Genomic DNA, 15,349 nt, shown 5'->3' with positions numbered 1-15,349 from the left:
TCTCAGTCGAGCCGCAGCTTCGCTTCGGCGAAGGCATACAGCGGACGCCACAGCAGGCGGTTGAACAGGGTAACGAACAGGGACATCACGGCGATGCCCAGGATGATCTTCGGAAAATCGCCGGCCGCGGTGGTCTGCGCGATATAGGCGCCGAGGCCGTGCGCCTCGATCTTGGTATTGCCCCACTGCACGGCTTCCGACACGATGCTCGCGTTCCAGGCACCGCCCGATGCGGTGATCGCGCCGGTCACGTAGTACGGGAAGATACCGGGCAGGATCGCCTGCCGCCACCACTGCCAGCCACGAATGCGGAAGTTCGTCGCCGCTTCGCGATAGTCGTTCGGGTAGGACGTCGCGCCGGCAATTACGTTGAACAGGATATACCACTGGGTGCCGAGCACGATCAGCGGCGACAGCCAGATGTCGGGATTCAGGTGGAAGCGCGCGATCACGATCACGAACACCGGGAACAGCAGGTTCGCCGGGAACGCCGCGAGGAACTGCGCGAGCGGCTGCAGCTTTTCGGCGAGCTTCGGGCGCAGCCCGATCCACACACCGATCGGCACCCAGATCACCGATGCGATCGCGATCAGCACGACCACGCGCAGCAGCGTGATGAGCCCGAGCACGACCACATGGCCGACGTCGGTCATCGTCACCCCGGTCGACACGAAGCTGATGACGCGCCACACGATATACGCCGTGCCGATCAGCACGAGCACCGCCCACGCAATGTCGACCGTGCGCGACGCCTTCTTCTCGACTTTCGGCAGCGAAAAGCGCATCGCACCGGACAGCGGCAGGCGCAGCGGAATCCGCGCGGCTTTCGCGAAGAACCAGCCGGCCGGCACGAGCAGCTGATGAATCAGCCGTGTGCGGCGCACGAGGTCGAGCAGCCAGGACTGCGGTGCATCGCCCGACGCGGTGTTTTCCATCCGGAACTTGTCGGCCCACGCGATGAGCGGGCGGAACAGGAGCTGGTCGTACGCGAGGATCACGACGGTCATCGTGAGGATCACCCAGCCGATCGCACCGAGGTTCTTGTCCGAGATCGCCTGCGCGAGATACGCGCCGATGCCCGGCAGCGTGATGGTCTGGTTGCCGACGGTGATGGCCTCCGACGCGACGACGAAGAACCAGCCGCCCGACATCGACATCATCATGTTCCAGATCAGGCCCGGCATCGAGAACGGCACTTCGAGCTTCCAGAAGCGCTGCCACGAGGTCAGGTGGAAACCCCGCGACACTTCGTCCAGATCGCGCGGCACCGTGCGCAGCGACTGGTAGAAGCTGAACGTCATGTTCCACGCCTGGCTCGTGAAGATCGCGAAGATCGCCGCAAGCTCGGCGCCGAGCACGCGGCTCGGGAACAGCGCGAGGAAGAACGTGACCGTAAACGAGATGAAACCGAGCACCGGCACCGACTGCAGGATGTCGAGGATCGGGATCAGCACCATGCCGGCACGCCGGCTTTTCGCGGCGAACGTGCCGTAGATCAGCGTGAACGCAAGCGACGCGACCATCGCGGCGAGCATCCGCAGCGTGGTGCGCAACGCGTATTCGGGCAGGTTCGACGGGTCGAGCGAGATCTTCTGCGTCTGCAGCGTGCCGATCGGCGCCATCGTTTCGTGGAAACCGACGACCGCCATCGCGATCAGGCAGATGATCAGCGGAAACGCGATGAAATCCCACCGGTTCGGCAGCACACGCCACGCGGACGCGTTGGCGGTCCGGTTCGGATTGAAGAATCCGACGTCCATCAGGCGCTCTCCCCGGTAAGGCCGAACGAAGCCGGCAGTCGATGTTGATTCATGGCAAAGCGCACGGGTGCGGTAATTCGATTGACTGACGATCGCGAGCGCGCGGGGCGCCGCGCGTGCGTGCATGCGCTGCCGCGCCCCGGACGAGTCGGCCGCGACGGCACGACACTACACCAACCTGTATTTCAGGTACAACCGTCCGGGAACGGCGCGGGCGCTGCACGGATCGTGCCTGGCGGGCGCGTGGGCGGATGGCGGGTGCGTGGGTCGAGCAGCCCGGCCGCAGTCTTTCGGCCGGCATGCAGGCACGAATTATGCCGTGATCCGGCCCGCCCGGGAACCCGCCAGCCGCACGCGCGCGCAAACCCTGTCGGACGTCACCAGCCGGATACAACTAAGCGGGTATGATCAGGGCTGGCCCTTGGGGTCTGTTGCGGACGGTCCGATGGCAATGCATGCGCGTGCCCGATGTCAACAGGCCCTGGGGATCAATCGACGAGCGGGAGGAAAGGGAATGGCAGGAAACTTGGTGATCGTCTGCCGCGATCAGGATGCCGACGCGTTCTACGAATTGATGCAGGAGTACGGTTCGTTCCAGACGCGATTGTCGTCGACGGCGTGGTACCTGAACATGAACATCGTGCCTGAATCGCTGCAGGAGGAAATCCTGGAACGCCTCGGCCGGTATACGACCGTCTACATCTTCGAGGCCACCAGCGTGACCTACAACACCATCGACAGCAACGCGGCCGAGACGCTCGGTACGCTGTTCGGCGAATGATGCCGCGCGGCGCCGGCCCGGCCGGGCTGGCGCCGCAGCCGCTCATGCGGCCTGTGCGTGGCGTTCGTCCTTCGGCACGACCTCGAACGGGAATGTCATCGCGACGCGCAGGCCGCCTTCGGGGCGGTTGCCGATGTCGCACGCCCCGCCCAGCCTGAGAACGAGCCGCTCGACGATCGCGAGCCCGAGCCCGCTGTGGCCGTTGCCGCCGCGCGCGGGGTCGAGCCGCACAAACGGCCGCGTGGCCGCCGCGAGGTCGCGCGGCGCGATCCCGCCGCCGCTGTCGCTGACCGACAACACGTAGCCGGTCGACGTGCGCGCCGTCTCGACGAGCACGGGCGGCGCACCGTACGCATGGGCGTTGTCCAGCAGGTTCGACAGGATCCGGTCGAGCGTCGCCGTCGGCAGCCGGAAGCCCGGATCGGCGTCGAGCCGGGTCTGGACCGTCGGCGCATTCGGCGCGACCGCGCGATAGCTGCGCGCGATCCGCTCGCACGTCTGATCGACCGGCACCGGTTCGCTGCGATCGGACCCGCCGTGCGCAAACACCAGGAATTGATCCACGATGTGCGACATCGAATCGACGTCGCGCACGACGCCATCGCGCAACCGGACGTCGTCCATCATTTCCGCCCGCAGGCGCATCCGCGCAAGCGGCGTGCGCAGGTCGTGCGCCACGCCCGCCAGCATCACCGCACGGTCGCTCTCGGCTTGCGACACCTGTTCCACCATCTGGTTGAAGCCATGCGTGAGCTGGCGCAGCTCGCGCGGGCCGCGCTCGCGCAGCGGCGGCACCGGTTGGCCGCGGCCAAAGCGGCCGACCGCGCGCGCCAACGAACGCAGCGGCTGCTGCAGCTGCCAGGCGGCGAACAGCGCGGCGATCACGCCGGCCGAGAAGATCGTGCCGAGCCACAACAGCATCCGGTCGAGCGAGCGTGGCGGCCGCAGCGGCTGAACCGGCACCACGATCCAGTTGCGGTCGGTCGGCTCCTTCACCCACAGCACCGGCGGATGGCCGGGCGCGCCGATCTCGACGCGCGTGCCGGGCGGCATCCGCTCGCTGACGTCGTCGCGGAACCGCTTGAGCGGCGCCGGCAGGTTCTCGTCGCCGCCCTTCGGCACGTCGGCGCTGTCCGGCGTCACGAGCCGCACGCGCGACGGCAACGGCTGGTCGGGCGTGCGCTCGACGTGCTGGCGCACCGCGTCGACCAGGAACGCGGCCTCCTCGACCGCATAACGCGTCTGCATCTGGTTGCGCTCGAGCCGCATCGCGAAAAACCACGCGAAATGCGACAGGAGCAGGACGCCAACGACGAGCAGCGCAAGCCGCCCGAACAGCGAATCAATGGGTTTGCGCATGAGCCTCGCCGTCGGGCACGAATACGTAGCCGCGCCCGCGCACCGTCTGGATGAAGCGCGGCGTCGACGGATCCGTTTCGAGGATGCGGCGCAGGCGCCACACCTGGACGTCGATCCCGCGGTCGGTACCGTCGTACTCGGGCCCGTGCAGCAGCTCGAGCAGCCGCTCGCGCGTGAGCGTACGCAGCGCGTGGTTCACGAAAATCTTCAGCAGCGCGAATTCGCTGCTCGACAGCGTGGCCGGCTTGCCGTCGACCGACAGCGTGCGCGCCTGGAAGTCGAGCACGAAGCGGCCGAACGCGAACGGCTCGCGCTGTTCGGGCGCCGCGGCCGACGGCGTCGCGCGGCGGCGGCGCAGCACGGCCTGCACGCGCGCGAGCAGCTCGCGCGGGTTGAACGGCTTGCCGAGGTAGTCGTCCGCGCCGAGTTCGAGCCCGACGATGCGGTCGACGTCGTCCGCGCGGGCGGTCAGCATGATCACGGGGATGTCGTCGCCGGCCGCGCGCAACTGGCGCAGCGCGGTCAGGCCGTCGACGCCCGGCATCATCAGGTCCAGCACGATCAGGTCGGGCCGCTCGCGCTCGAGGCGCTTCTCGAGCGTCGCCGCGTCGTGCAGCACGGACACTTCCATCCCCTGGCGCACGAGGTAGTCGCGCAGCAGGTCTCGGAGTTCTTGGTCGTCGTCGACGATGAGGATCTGGGTAGTCATGGCTCGAAGTTTACCGCGCGAGGGCGGAGTCAAAGAACGAAACAAAGGGACGAAAGGGTTACTGCGGGTTACCGCGCAAGCCAAGTGTAATGCGCGGTAACCCGGCGACCGCCCCACGTAACACCGGCAGCGGCCTGCATCGCTAACCTGCGTCTTACCGGATGTGGTACTTGGCGTTCCCGGTACCGCATCGCCGGACCCTTTGGATACAAGGAGTTTCTGAAATGTATAAGAAGACTTCCCGCGTGGCCATCGCGGCCGCCACCGTGCTCGCTCTCGCATTCGGCACCGCGCATGCCGCGCAGCCCAACGACATGCCGCCTCCGGGCGGCCCCGGCGCCCACCAGATGCACGGCGGGCACGAAGGCGGCCCGTTCCGCGCAATCATGAAACTGCACGACCAGCTGAAGCTCAATGCGTCGCAGGAGCAGCAATGGCAGGCGGCCGTCAACACGATGAAGCAGAATCGTGAAGCGATGCGCAAGAGCCACGAGCAGATGCGCGAGCAGTTCAAGGCGCAGCAGAACCAGCCGATCCTCGACCTGAGCGCGATGCACTCGGCACGCCAGCAGGCCGAGTCGCAGAACGCGCAACTACGCGAGCAGACGTCCGCCGCGTGGCTCACGTTCTACAACGGGCTGAACGACCAGCAGAAGACGATGGTCAGCACGGCGCTCAAACAGCAGTTCGCGAAGATGGAACAGCGCCACGAGAAGATGAAGGAGCGCTGGCAGCAGCATCGCGCGGCCAAGGCCGCGTCGGCGCCGGCGCAGTAAGCCGGCGGGCCGCTACCCGGAGCGGCATCGAAGGGGACGCGGGCACTGGCCCGCGTCCCCTTTTTGCGTTTCAGGCCACGTCGAACAGCAGCACCTCGGCCGCCCGGCCGCGCGCGAACGACACCGCGTCCACACCGCCGATCCGTGCGCCGTCGCCCGCGGCCAGCGCGTGGCCGTTCACCTCGAGGTCGCCGCGCACCACGTGCACGTATGCGCGGCGCCCGGCCGGCACGTCGAACGCCGCCGCTTCATCGCCGTCGATCAGCCCCGCGAAGATGCGTGCGTCCGCCCCCATCGACAGCGCCCCATCGCCACCGTCCGGCGCCGCCAACAGCCGCAGCCGCCCGCGTTTCTCGTCGTCGGCAAAGCGCGTCTGCACGTAGCCGGGACGGCCGCCGGCCCCGGCCGGCGCAAGCCAGATCCGCAGCAGGCGCAACGGCTCGTCACGCGACGTGTTGGTCTCGCTCAGCATGACGCCGGTGCCGGCGCTCATGCGCTGTACGCCGCCCGCGCGGACGATCGCCCCGTTGCCGAGGCTGTCGCGATGCGCGAGCGCGCCGTCGAGCACGTAGGTAACGATTTCCGCGTCGCGGTACGGCCGCATCCCGTAGCCGCGGGTCGGTGCGATGCATTCCTCGTTCAGTTCGCGCAACGCGCCAAACGCCGACGGCCCGCTCCGGCCGGACGCCCGGGGAAAGCTGTGACGGAATTCGTGCCAGCCATGGCTGCGCTGGTCGCGATCGGCGGCGCGGCGGATCTGGAACATGGGACGGACACTCCGTGAGATGCGTGGTTCTGGCATGCCGTCACTGTATGAGTGTGCCAATCGCGCCACAATCCGCCGCCTGCGCACCGCATCGTTGCACCAGCGGATGCAATTTATGCAATGCCCATTGCGAATGCAGCGATTATCGCAACAGCCGGATCAATGTGTCGAAGAATCGATCGGTCCGCCCGGATTGCCGGTTTCCGGGTATCGCGTTCGGGTAAAATACCGGCCTTTTGGCGTTCGCCGTTGCGGCGGCCGCCATTGCCAGAGCGCCGATCGGCGATTTTTGGCCGTCTAGAATACGCCGCGACGCCCGTTCCAACCGGCCGCGAGCGCTCCCGGAAAGTCAGCAACAGAAGGATGGAAATGAAGAAGGCCGCCCTGTGCGCCGCCCTCGCCCTCGTGGCGGGCAGCGCCTTCGCGAAGGAGTGGAAGACCGTGCGGATCGGCGTCGACGCCAGCTACCCGCCGTTCGAGTCGACCGCGCCGAGCGGCGAGATCGTCGGCTTCGACGTCGATCTCACCAAGGAAATCTGCAAGCGAATCAACGTGAAATGCGTGTGGGTGGCGCAGGATCTCGACGGGATCATCCCGGCGCTGAAGGCGAAGAAGTACGACGTCATCGTGTCGTCGCTGACCGTCACGGACAAGCGCCGCGAACAGATCGACTTCTCCGACAAGGTATACGACGCGCCGGCGCGGATGATCGCGAAGACCGGCTCGCCGCTGCTGCCGACGATCGCATCGCTGAAGGGCAAGCGCGTGGGCGTCGAGCAGGGCTCGACCCAGGAAACCTACGCGAAGGCGTACTGGGAGCCGCAGGGCGTGACGATCATTCCTTACCAGAACCAGGACCAGGTCTATGCCGATCTCGGCTCGGGCCGTCTCGACGCGACGCTGCAGGACGAGCTGCAAGCCGACTACGGTTTCCTGCGCACGCCGCGCGGCAAGGGCTTCGCGTTCGCCGGGCCGGAAGTGAAGGATCCGAAGACGATCGGCGACGGCACCGCGATCGGCCTGCGCAAGGAAGACACGGACCTGAAGCTCAAGATCAACAAGGCGCTGGCCGACATGCACAAGGACGGCACGTACGACCGGCTGTCGCACAAGTATTTCGCGTTCAGCGTCTATTCCGCTTCGGCCCGCTGAGCGACGCAAAGAAGCGACAACGGATGCGGGGGCGGCCCCGCATCCGCGCAGTACAGGCAGTCGACCACGCGCCGTCCGCCCCCTCGTCCGCCGCTCGCGCGGCGGACAGGCCCGGCACCGTTGCCGGGGCGGACGGTCATGATACGCACGGGGCGTTCCGCGCAGCTTGGCGGACGCGTCTTTCGCGGCGCACCGCGTGCGCCCTAAGGGACCACACCAGGGACCACATATGTTTCTACAAGGTTACGGCCCGCTGATCCTCGCTGGCACCTGGCAAACCGTCAAGCTGGCGGTGCTTTCGCTTGCGCTGTCGTTCCTGCTGGGCCTGCTCGGCGCGGGCGCGAAGCTGTCGCGCAACCGGTTCACGAACGGCGTCGGCACCGTCTACACGACGCTGATCCGCGGCGTGCCCGACCTCGTGCTGATGCTGCTGCTGTTCTACAGCCTGCAGATCTGGCTGAACATGGCGACCGACGCACTCGGCTGGGACCAGATCGACATCGACCCGTTCCTCGCCGGCGTGCTCGTGCTCGGCTTCATCTACGGCGCGTACTTCACCGAGACGTTCCGCGGCGCGTTCCTGTCGGTGCCGCGCGGCCAGCTCGAGGCCGGCAGCGCGTACGGGATGACGAGCTGGCAGGTGTTCACGCGGATCATGTTCCCGCAGATGATGCGCTTCGCGCTGCCGGGCATCGGCAACAACTGGCAGGTGCTCGTGAAGTCGACCGCGCTCGTGTCGATCATCGGCCTCGCCGACGTCGTGAAGGCGTCGCAGGATGCCGGCAAGGGCACGCTGCGGTTCTTCTTCTTCACGCTGATCGCGGGCGCCGTCTACCTCGCGATCACGACGATCTCGAACTTCGTGCTGATGTGGCTCGAAAAGCGCTACTCGACCGGCGTCCGCAAGGCTGACCTATGATCGAACTCATCCAAGAATACTGGCGCAACTATCTCTACACCGACGGCTATCGCATCACCGGTGTCGCGATCACGCTGTGGTTGCTGGTCGTGTCGATCGGCCTCGGCTTCTGCCTGTCGATACCGCTCGCGGTCGCGCGCGTGTCGAAGAAGAAGTGGCTGTCGAGCGCCGTGTGGCTCTACACGTACGTGTTCCGCGGCACGCCGCTCTACGTGCAGCTGCTGCTCTGCTACACGGGCCTCTATAGCCTGCAGGCCGTGCGCGGCACGCCGATGCTCGACGCGTTCTTCCGCGACGGGATGCACTGCACGCTGCTCGCGTTCACGCTGAACACCTGCGCGTACACCACCGAGATCTTCGCGGGCGCGATCAAGGCGACGTCGTACGGCGAGATCGAAGCCGCGCGCGCGTACGGGATGTCGACGTTCACGATGTATCGCCGCGTGATCCTGCCGTCGGCGCTGCGCCGCGCGCTGCCGCTGTACAGCAACGAAGTGATCCTGATGCTGCACGCGACCACCGTCGCCTTCACCGCGACCGTGCCGGACATCCTGAAGATCGCCCGCGACGTCAACTCGGCGACCTACATGTCGTTCCATGCGTTCGGCATCGCCGCCCTGCTCTATCTCGTGATCTCGTTCACGCTCGTGTGGCTGTTCCGCCAGGCCGAGCGCCGCTGGCTCGCGTATCTGCGCCCGCAAGGCAAGTAAGTTTTCGCAGGACTATTGATGAATTCCCAGACTCAGAAGCTTTTCGTCGACGATCTGCACAAGCGGTACGGCGACAACGAGGTGCTCAAGGGCGTGTCGCTGAAGGCGAACTCGGGCGACGTGATCAGCGTGATCGGCTCGTCCGGCTCCGGCAAGAGCACGATGCTCCGCTGCATCAACTTCCTCGAACAGCCGAACGCGGGCCGCATCTTCGTCGACGGCGAGGAAGTGCGCACCGCGCTCGACAAGACGGGCGCGCTGCGCGCGGCCGATCCGAAGCAGCTGCAGCGCGTGCGCACCAAGCTGTCGATGGTGTTCCAGCACTTCAATCTCTGGTCGCACATGAACGTGATCGAGAACGTGATGGAAGCGCCCGTCAACGTGCTCGGCATTCCGAAGAAGGAAGCCGAGGAGCGCGCCCGCGCGTATCTCGAGAAAGTCGGCCTCGCGCCGCGCGTCGAGAAGCAGTATCCGTCGCACCTGTCGGGCGGCCAGCAGCAGCGCGTGGCGATTGCGCGCGCGCTGGCGATGCATCCGGACGTGATGCTGTTCGACGAGCCGACGTCGGCGCTCGACCCGGAGCTGGTGGGCGAAGTGCTGAAGGTGATGCAGAAGCTCGCCGAGGAAGGCCGCACGATGATCGTCGTCACGCACGAGATGGGTTTCGCGCGCAACGTGTCGAATCACGTGATGTTCCTGCACCAGGGCCGCGTCGAGGAAGAAGGCGTGCCGTCCGAGGTGTTCGCCAACCCGAAGAGCGAACGCCTGCGCGGGTTCCTGTCGGGCAGCCTCAAGTAACGCACGCCGCACGAGCGGGCGCCCGCGGTTCGCCGCGCGGCGCCCGTTTTGCGTTTACGCGGTCACCGGCGCGCTGTCGGCGAACGCGCGCAGTTCGTCGCCCGCGAGCCGGTAGCGCACCCATTCGCTCTGCGGCGCCGCGCCGACGCTCTCGTAGAAGCGGATCGCCGGCTCGTTCCAGTCGAGCACGCTCCACTCGAAACGCCCGCAGCCCGACTCGACCGCGATCCGCGCGAGCGCCTTCAAGAGCCGCAGCCCGGCGCCCGCGCCACGAAAACGCGGCGACACGTACAGATCCTCGAGATACAGCCCCTGCCGGGCAAGCCACGTCGAATACGAGAAGAAATACACGGCGAAGCCGGCCGGCTCGCCGTCGACCTCACACATCAGCGCGCGCGCCGGCGATCCCTCGCCGAACAGGCTGCGCTCGAGCGACGCGGGCGTCGCGATCACTTCGTGTTCGGCCTTCTCGTAGATGGCCAGTTCGGTGATGAAACGCAGGATCTGCGGCACGTCGGCGACGGTGGCGGAACGGATGTCGATTTGCACGGGGTGAGCCCTCCTCCGGCCCTGACTTGAAACGGAACACGGCGCCGCGCAGCCGCGCTGGCGCCGATCAGATCGTCATGCTACGTTCACGCTGCGCCTGCAGGAAGTGCAGTTTCTTCATCTGGACCTGAATATGATGCATCCCGATCTGCGCCGCCTCGACCTGAACCTGCTGCTCGTGTTCGATGCGCTGTACCGTCACCGCTCCGTCGCAGCGGCCGCACACGAACTCGCATTGAGCCCGTCCGCGCTGAGCCACGCGCTTGCACGGCTGCGCGAAGCGATCGGCGACGCGCTGTTCGTGCGCCTCGGCAACGAGATGCAGCCTACCGTGCGCGCCGACGACATCGCCACCTGGGCCGGCGACGCGCTCGACGCGATGTCGAAGGGGCTCGCCCGCGCGCGCCGCTTCGATCCCGCGCATAGCGACCGCACGTTCGTGTTCGCGGCGACCGACTACACGGCATTCGCCGTGCTGCCGGCGTTTCTCGCCCGCATCCAGCATGTGGCACCACGCTTGCGGATCCGCGTCATCCATTCCGACCGGAAGATTTCCGTCGACGAACTCGCGGCCGGCCGCATCGATTTCGCGCTCGGCTACCACGAGGAATCGGCGGCCGACGCACCGGGCATCGAGGACTTCGACTGGTTCTCCGACGACTACGTCGTGATCGCGAGCGCCACGCATCCGGACATCCGCCGGCGGCTGACGCTCGACCAGTACCTGGCGGCACGCCATGTGGTCGTCACGCCGTGGAACGAGTCGCGCGGCGTCGTCGACCATGTGCTCGACCGGCTCGGCCTCGCGCGCCAGGTCGCCGTGCAGTTGCCGACCGTGCTGGCCGCGCCGTTCGTGATCGCGGAATCCGCGCTGCTGATGACCGTGCCGCACCGCGCCGCGCAGGCGCTGCGGCACGCGGCGCCGATCCGCATCTTTCCGGCGCCGTTCGAGATCCCGCGCTACACCGTGAAGGTCTACTCGCACGCGAAACATGCGCGCACCGATGCGCATCGCTGGATTCGCGCGCAGTTGCTCGACGCAAGGCCGGAGCCTGCCTGACCGACCGCCGGCGCATCGCGTTGCGCGTTGCGCGTTGCCGAGCAGGCTCGACAAGCACCGGCCGGCGACGTCCGGCAGCCGCCTATTCATTACGAAATACTTACCAATTCCTCATGTCGGGCGTTTACGCTCGCGCCCTCGCGACGTCAATAGTGGCAATCCTTGACCCCTGTTTGTGAAATCCGTGTCTTCCTTGCGGGACAAGGGTTTTCCGTTAATTGCAAACCCTCGGCGCATCGGTTGCGCACCGTGTTGCATGGCAATTTGACGACAGGTGTTAGTCAAACAACGATTTCCATCGCCACAAAATTGTATTTTTGCTAAATTAGTAACCAAAGTAGCAAAACGAAGTTCGTGAAATGTAGTTTAGCTTCACGACACTACAAGGAGACCCCGCAGGCCGACCCGGCTGCGCGGGACCAATCAACGGTTTTCCGTCCGCTTGCCCGCGTGCTGCGCTTACCGGCCCTGCACGAGGTCTCCCTGGTTATCCCGCTTTTGCCCGGCGCTCGCGCTCCGGGCATCTCGTGCAGTCTGGGTTGACTTTTTGACAGGGTATGGAGGAGATGATGAAGAAAGCTTTGGTCGCGGCCGCGCTGATGGCTGCTGGGGTGGTGACGGCGCACGCGCAGAGCAGCGTCACGCTGTATGGTCGCCTGGATGCCGGCCTCGAGTACTTGAACGGCCTGCAAAACGGCCACCAAGTGCGCGCGGAAAGCGGCGACTGGGGCACGAGCCTCTGGGGCTTGAAGGGCACCGAGGACATCGGCGGCGGCAACAAGATCCTGTTCCACCTGGAAGGTGCGTTCAACACGATGAACGGCGGCCTCGGCACGAGCGGCTCGATCTGGGATCGTTTCGCAACCGTCGGCATCTCGAACGACCACTACGGTACGCTGCTGTTGGGTCGCGAACTCGCGATCGCCAACGGCGTGTGGGACTTCGACCCGTTCGGCCAGTCGGCCTGGTCGACGGCATCGCTGGTGCGCGGCCGCAACTGGAACAAGACCAGCAACAACGTGTCGTACCAGTCGCCGCAGTTCTACGGCCTCGACTTCTACGGCCAGTTCTCGTTCTCGAACTCGACCAGCTTCAACGGCAACACGACGGCCGGCGCAGCGGGCCGTGCAGCAGGCGCACAGATCACGTACACGAACTCGCTGTTCCAGCTGCGCGGCATCTACGACGAAACGCGCGACAGCAACGGCCGCTTCTCGGACGTGTTCAACTACTCGCGTGAATACTTCGCGGGCGTGAACGTGTTCCTCGGCCAGTTCAAGCTGCAGGCGGCCTACCAGGCATCGCGTGCGGACGGCAGCGGCGGCCCGGCAGTCAATGCCGGCATCACCGGCACGCAGCAGGTCTGGGGCGGCGTGACGTGGCAAGCTACGCCGGCAGCGGCGCTGATCGCGGCTGCATATCACGTGAATGCCAACAACGGCGGCGGCAACGCGAACATCTACACGGTCGGCGGCTCGTACAACATCTCGAAGCGCACGCTGTTCGACCTGCAGGTCGCGACGGTGCGCAACAGCAAGAACGCCAACTTCGGCCTGAACGCGAACGGCGCCGGTACGGCCGTGTCGACGGGCAACCCGAATCCGGGCGGCAGCCAGACCGGCGTCTACGCCGGCATCCAGCACCTGTTCTGATCAGACGCCGTTCTCAAAGAATCGATTCGACGACGTTTTCCACGCTGCTGCGAGAGGCGCGTATCGGTGCGGTACCCAACCGGGTATCGCACCGTTTTTTATTGGCGGGCCGGTTTCGTGCGGCCCACTGACGAATGCGGCGCTCAGACGGCCGCTTCGTTCTCCTCGCCGGTGCGGATGCGGATCACGCGCTCGACGTCCGACACGAAGATCTTGCCGTCGCCGATCTTGCCGGTGCGCGCCGCGCCGATCACAGCATCGATCACCTGGTCGACCTGCGCTTCCGCGACGACCACCTCGATCTTCATCTTCGGCAGGAAATCGACGACGTATTCGGCGCCGCGATACAGCTCGGTATGGCCCTTCTGGCGGCCGAAGCCCTTCACTTCCGTCACGGTCAGGCCCGTGAGACCCACTTCGGCGAGCGCTTCGCGGACTTCGTCCAGCTTGAACGGCTTGATGATGGCGGTGATGCGTTTCATGATGGTTGTCCCTCAATGCTCGTTTGGATGAAAAATCGCGATCCCGATTGTAAGCCGGCGAGCCGCGCACGGCGCGACACGGCTCAATCGAGCCGTTCGGTAAAGCGTGACGTGATCGGGTAGCGCCAGTCGCGCCCGAATGCGCGATGCGTGACGCGAATGCCGATCGGCGCCTGGCGGCGCTTGTATTCGTTGATCTTGATGAGCCGCGTCACGCGCTCGACGTCGGCCTGGGCATAACCCGCCGCGACGATCTCGGCGAGCGGCCGGTCCTCTTCCATGTACATCCGCATGATCGCGTCGAGCACGTCGTACGGCGGCAGGCTGTCCTGGTCGGTCTGGTTCTCGCGCAGCTCGGCCGACGGCGCGCGCGTGAGGATCCGCTCGGGGATCACGTCGCGCAGCAGGTAATCGGCCGTTTCGTTGCGATAGCGGCAGAGCCGGTACACGAGCGTCTTCGCGATGTCCTTGATCACCGCGAACCCGCCGGCCATGTCGCCGTACAGCGTGCAGTAGCCGACCGCCATCTCGCTCTTGTTGCCGGTCGTCAGCACGATCGAGCCGAACTTGTTCGACAGCGCCATCAGCAGCGTGCCGCGGATGCGCGCCTGGATGTTTTCTTCCGTCGCGTCTTCCGCGCGGCCCGCGAACTCGCCCGCGAGCGATGCGCGGAACGCGTCGAACATCGGCGCGATCGTGATCTCGTCGTAGCGCACGCCGACGCGCCGCGCCATTTCCGCCGCGTCGGTGGTCGAGATGTCGGCCGTGAAGCGCGACGGCATCATCACCGCGCGCACGCGCTCGGGCCCGAGCGCATCGCATGCAACGGCCAGCACCAGCGCCGAATCGACGCCGCCCGACAGTCCGATCAACGCGCCCGGAAACCCGTTCTTGCCGATGTAGTCGCGCACGCCCGTCACGAGCGCGCGGTACACCTGCGCCTCCGTCGACAGCTCGGGCGCGATCGCGCCCGGCAGCGGCCGCGGGCCGTCGAATTCGACGATCGCGTGCCCTTCGTCGAACTGCGGCATCTTCGCGACCAGCGCGCCCTGCGCGTCGAGCACGAACGAGCCGCCGTCGAACACGAGCTCGTCCTGCCCGCCGACGAGGTTCACGTACACCATCGGCAGCCCGGTTTCGCGAATCCGCGCGCGCAGGATGTCGAAACGCACCGCTTCCTTGTTCATGTGGTACGGCGAGCCGTTCGGGATCAGCAGCACCTGCGCGCCGGCAGCCTTCGCGATCTGCGCGGCCGATGCGTGCCACGCGTCCTCGCAGATGATCACGCCGAATTTCACGCCGTTCAGATCGAACACGAGCGGCTCGGCGTCCGTCGCGAAGTAGCGCTTCTCGTCGAACACCTCGGCGTTCGGCAGATCCTGCTTGCGGTAGGTGCCGACGATCTCGCCGCCGACGATCAGCGATGCCGCGTTGTAGGTATCGGTGGGCGGCACGCCGCGCTCGATCGGGCGGTTTGCATTACCATCGACGGCTGACGCGTGCATGCCTTCGCCTGCGCCGCGCAGCGGATGGCCGACCAGCACCGCGAGCCCGTCGAACGCCTTCAGGGCGTCGGCGAGCGCGTCGAGCGCAGCCGCGGCCGCCGCGTAGAACGCGGGCCGCAGCAGCAGGTCTTCCGGCGGATAGCCGGACAGCGCGAGTTCCGGCGCGACCATCAGCCGCGCACCATCGTTGTGCGCGGCGCGTGCGGCCGCGACGATCCGCGCGACGTTGCCGGCGAAGTCGCCGACGGTGACGTTGATCTGGGCGAGAGCGAGTCGGGTCTTCATGGCGGGATCGGCGCAGCCCGGCGGCGCGCCCTGAACGGCTGACGAAAACGTCCCGGTGCGGGCCGCGCAGGCCCGCGCATCCGGCG

At 66.4% G+C, this 15,349-nt stretch carries 15 protein-coding genes; 8 read left to right on the top strand and 7 right to left on the bottom strand.

The window, feature by feature from the left end; all coding sequences use genetic code 11:
• Positions 1 to 2: 2 nt before the first annotated feature.
• Complete coding sequence (locus HWX36_RS04450; protein ID WP_175951043.1) at positions 3 to 1,760, bottom strand: ABC transporter permease subunit; 1,758 nt, start codon at positions 1,758 to 1,760, stop codon at positions 3 to 5.
• Positions 1,761 to 2,274: 514 nt separating this feature from the next.
• Between HWX36_RS04450 and HWX36_RS04445 the strand changes: the two genes are divergently transcribed.
• On the top strand, positions 2,275 to 2,541 hold the full coding sequence (locus HWX36_RS04445; RefSeq protein ID WP_014896379.1) for a hypothetical protein: 267 nt from the start codon (positions 2,275 to 2,277) through the stop codon (positions 2,539 to 2,541).
• A 42-nt stretch (positions 2,542 to 2,583) separates the two neighbouring features.
• Here the strand turns inward: HWX36_RS04445 and HWX36_RS04440 are convergent, their stop codons facing one another.
• Together HWX36_RS04440 and HWX36_RS04435 are read right to left on the bottom strand one after the other, a co-directional pair.
• Positions 2,584 to 3,900: an ATP-binding protein gene (locus tag HWX36_RS04440; RefSeq protein WP_175951042.1), complete on the bottom strand. Its 1,317-nt coding sequence runs from the start codon at positions 3,898 to 3,900 to the stop codon at positions 2,584 to 2,586.
• Entirely contained in the window at positions 3,884 to 4,609 is a 726-nt protein-coding gene (locus tag HWX36_RS04435) for a response regulator (RefSeq protein WP_009693256.1), read from the bottom strand. The genes HWX36_RS04440 and HWX36_RS04435 overlap by 17 nt, the downstream gene beginning before the upstream one ends.
• 224 nt (positions 4,610 to 4,833) lie before the next feature.
• On the opposite strand from HWX36_RS04435, the gene HWX36_RS04430 reads away from it, so the two are divergent.
• Positions 4,834 to 5,385, top strand: coding sequence for a periplasmic heavy metal sensor (locus HWX36_RS04430; RefSeq protein ID WP_175951041.1), 552 nt, complete (start codon positions 4,834 to 4,836; stop codon positions 5,383 to 5,385).
• Between the two features lie 70 nt (positions 5,386 to 5,455).
• On the opposite strand, the gene HWX36_RS04425 is transcribed toward HWX36_RS04430, so the two are convergent.
• The gene (locus HWX36_RS04425) at positions 5,456 to 6,151 is read right to left on the bottom strand and encodes a pirin family protein (protein WP_175951040.1); all 696 of its coding nucleotides are present in this window, start codon (positions 6,149 to 6,151) and stop codon (positions 5,456 to 5,458) included.
• A gap of 369 nt (positions 6,152 to 6,520) precedes the next feature.
• On the opposite strand from HWX36_RS04425, the gene HWX36_RS04420 reads away from it, so the two are divergent.
• From HWX36_RS04420 to HWX36_RS04405, 4 genes are all read left to right on the top strand, one after another.
• Positions 6,521 to 7,303 (top strand): ABC transporter substrate-binding protein, encoded by a 783-nt coding sequence (locus tag HWX36_RS04420; RefSeq protein ID WP_175951039.1) that lies wholly within the window; start codon positions 6,521 to 6,523, stop codon positions 7,301 to 7,303.
• A gap of 229 nt (positions 7,304 to 7,532) precedes the next feature.
• Entirely contained in the window at positions 7,533 to 8,222 is a 690-nt protein-coding gene (gene hisQ / locus HWX36_RS04415) for a histidine ABC transporter permease HisQ (protein ID WP_027786761.1), read from the top strand.
• The gene (locus tag HWX36_RS04410) at positions 8,219 to 8,932 is read left to right on the top strand and encodes an ABC transporter permease (protein WP_059233487.1); all 714 of its coding nucleotides are present in this window, start codon (positions 8,219 to 8,221) and stop codon (positions 8,930 to 8,932) included. Before hisQ ends, HWX36_RS04410 begins: the two co-directional genes overlap by 4 nt.
• Before the next feature lie 18 nt (positions 8,933 to 8,950).
• Entirely contained in the window at positions 8,951 to 9,730 is a 780-nt protein-coding gene (locus HWX36_RS04405; protein ID WP_175951038.1) for an ABC transporter ATP-binding protein, read from the top strand.
• 54 nt (positions 9,731 to 9,784) lie between these two features.
• Here the strand turns inward: HWX36_RS04405 and HWX36_RS04400 are convergent, their stop codons facing one another.
• The gene (locus HWX36_RS04400) at positions 9,785 to 10,279 is read right to left on the bottom strand and encodes a GNAT family N-acetyltransferase (protein WP_175951037.1); all 495 of its coding nucleotides are present in this window, start codon (positions 10,277 to 10,279) and stop codon (positions 9,785 to 9,787) included.
• 133 nt (positions 10,280 to 10,412) lie between these two features.
• Here HWX36_RS04400 and HWX36_RS04395 point away from each other — a divergent pair, with 133 nt between their 5' ends.
• Complete coding sequence (locus HWX36_RS04395) at positions 10,413 to 11,339, top strand: LysR family transcriptional regulator (RefSeq protein ID WP_175951036.1); 927 nt, start codon at positions 10,413 to 10,415, stop codon at positions 11,337 to 11,339.
• 566 nt (positions 11,340 to 11,905) lie between these two features.
• A complete protein-coding gene (locus tag HWX36_RS04390; protein WP_175951035.1) occupies positions 11,906 to 12,991 on the top strand; it encodes a porin in 1,086 nt (361 codons plus the stop codon).
• A 143-nt stretch (positions 12,992 to 13,134) separates the two neighbouring features.
• Here the strand turns inward: HWX36_RS04390 and HWX36_RS04385 are convergent, their stop codons facing one another.
• Positions 13,135 to 13,473: a P-II family nitrogen regulator gene (locus HWX36_RS04385; protein ID WP_006398637.1), complete on the bottom strand. Its 339-nt coding sequence runs from the start codon at positions 13,471 to 13,473 to the stop codon at positions 13,135 to 13,137.
• A gap of 83 nt (positions 13,474 to 13,556) precedes the next feature.
• On the bottom strand, positions 13,557 to 15,263 hold the full coding sequence (locus tag HWX36_RS04380) for an NAD+ synthase (protein ID WP_175951034.1): 1,707 nt from the start codon (positions 15,261 to 15,263) through the stop codon (positions 13,557 to 13,559).
• Between the last annotated feature and the right edge of the window lie 86 nt (positions 15,264 to 15,349).

Origin of the sequence: Burkholderia sp. BCC0405 (assembly GCF_902833075.1) — a bacterium.
GTDB lineage: Bacteria > Pseudomonadota > Gammaproteobacteria > Burkholderiales > Burkholderiaceae > Burkholderia.
This window is presented reverse-complemented; position numbering and strand designations above follow the sequence as displayed.

What these genes read in the sequence shown, in the direction of transcription:
- HWX36_RS04380 (WP_175951034.1), bottom strand. Translation starts at nt 15,263, where the DNA reads ATGAAGACCCGACTCGCTCTCGCCCAGATCAACGTCACCGTCGGCGAC.
- hisQ (WP_027786761.1), top strand. Translation starts at nt 7,533, where the DNA reads ATGTTTCTACAAGGTTACGGCCCGCTGATCCTCGCTGGCACCTGGCAA.
- HWX36_RS04445 (WP_014896379.1), top strand. Translation starts at nt 2,275, where the DNA reads ATGGCAGGAAACTTGGTGATCGTCTGCCGCGATCAGGATGCCGACGCG.
- HWX36_RS04440 (WP_175951042.1), bottom strand. Translation starts at nt 3,900, where the DNA reads ATGCGCAAACCCATTGATTCGCTGTTCGGGCGGCTTGCGCTGCTCGTC.
- HWX36_RS04420 (WP_175951039.1), top strand. Translation starts at nt 6,521, where the DNA reads ATGAAGAAGGCCGCCCTGTGCGCCGCCCTCGCCCTCGTGGCGGGCAGC.
- HWX36_RS04435 (WP_009693256.1), bottom strand. Translation starts at nt 4,609, where the DNA reads ATGACTACCCAGATCCTCATCGTCGACGACGACCAAGAACTCCGAGAC.
- HWX36_RS04410 (WP_059233487.1), top strand. Translation starts at nt 8,219, where the DNA reads ATGATCGAACTCATCCAAGAATACTGGCGCAACTATCTCTACACCGAC.
- HWX36_RS04425 (WP_175951040.1), bottom strand. Translation starts at nt 6,151, where the DNA reads ATGTTCCAGATCCGCCGCGCCGCCGATCGCGACCAGCGCAGCCATGGC.
- HWX36_RS04390 (WP_175951035.1), top strand. Translation starts at nt 11,906, where the DNA reads ATGATGAAGAAAGCTTTGGTCGCGGCCGCGCTGATGGCTGCTGGGGTG.
- HWX36_RS04395 (WP_175951036.1), top strand. Translation starts at nt 10,413, where the DNA reads ATGATGCATCCCGATCTGCGCCGCCTCGACCTGAACCTGCTGCTCGTG.
- HWX36_RS04385 (WP_006398637.1), bottom strand. Translation starts at nt 13,473, where the DNA reads ATGAAACGCATCACCGCCATCATCAAGCCGTTCAAGCTGGACGAAGTC.
- HWX36_RS04430 (WP_175951041.1), top strand. Translation starts at nt 4,834, where the DNA reads ATGTATAAGAAGACTTCCCGCGTGGCCATCGCGGCCGCCACCGTGCTC.
- HWX36_RS04405 (WP_175951038.1), top strand. Translation starts at nt 8,951, where the DNA reads ATGAATTCCCAGACTCAGAAGCTTTTCGTCGACGATCTGCACAAGCGG.
- HWX36_RS04450 (WP_175951043.1), bottom strand. Translation starts at nt 1,760, where the DNA reads ATGGACGTCGGATTCTTCAATCCGAACCGGACCGCCAACGCGTCCGCG.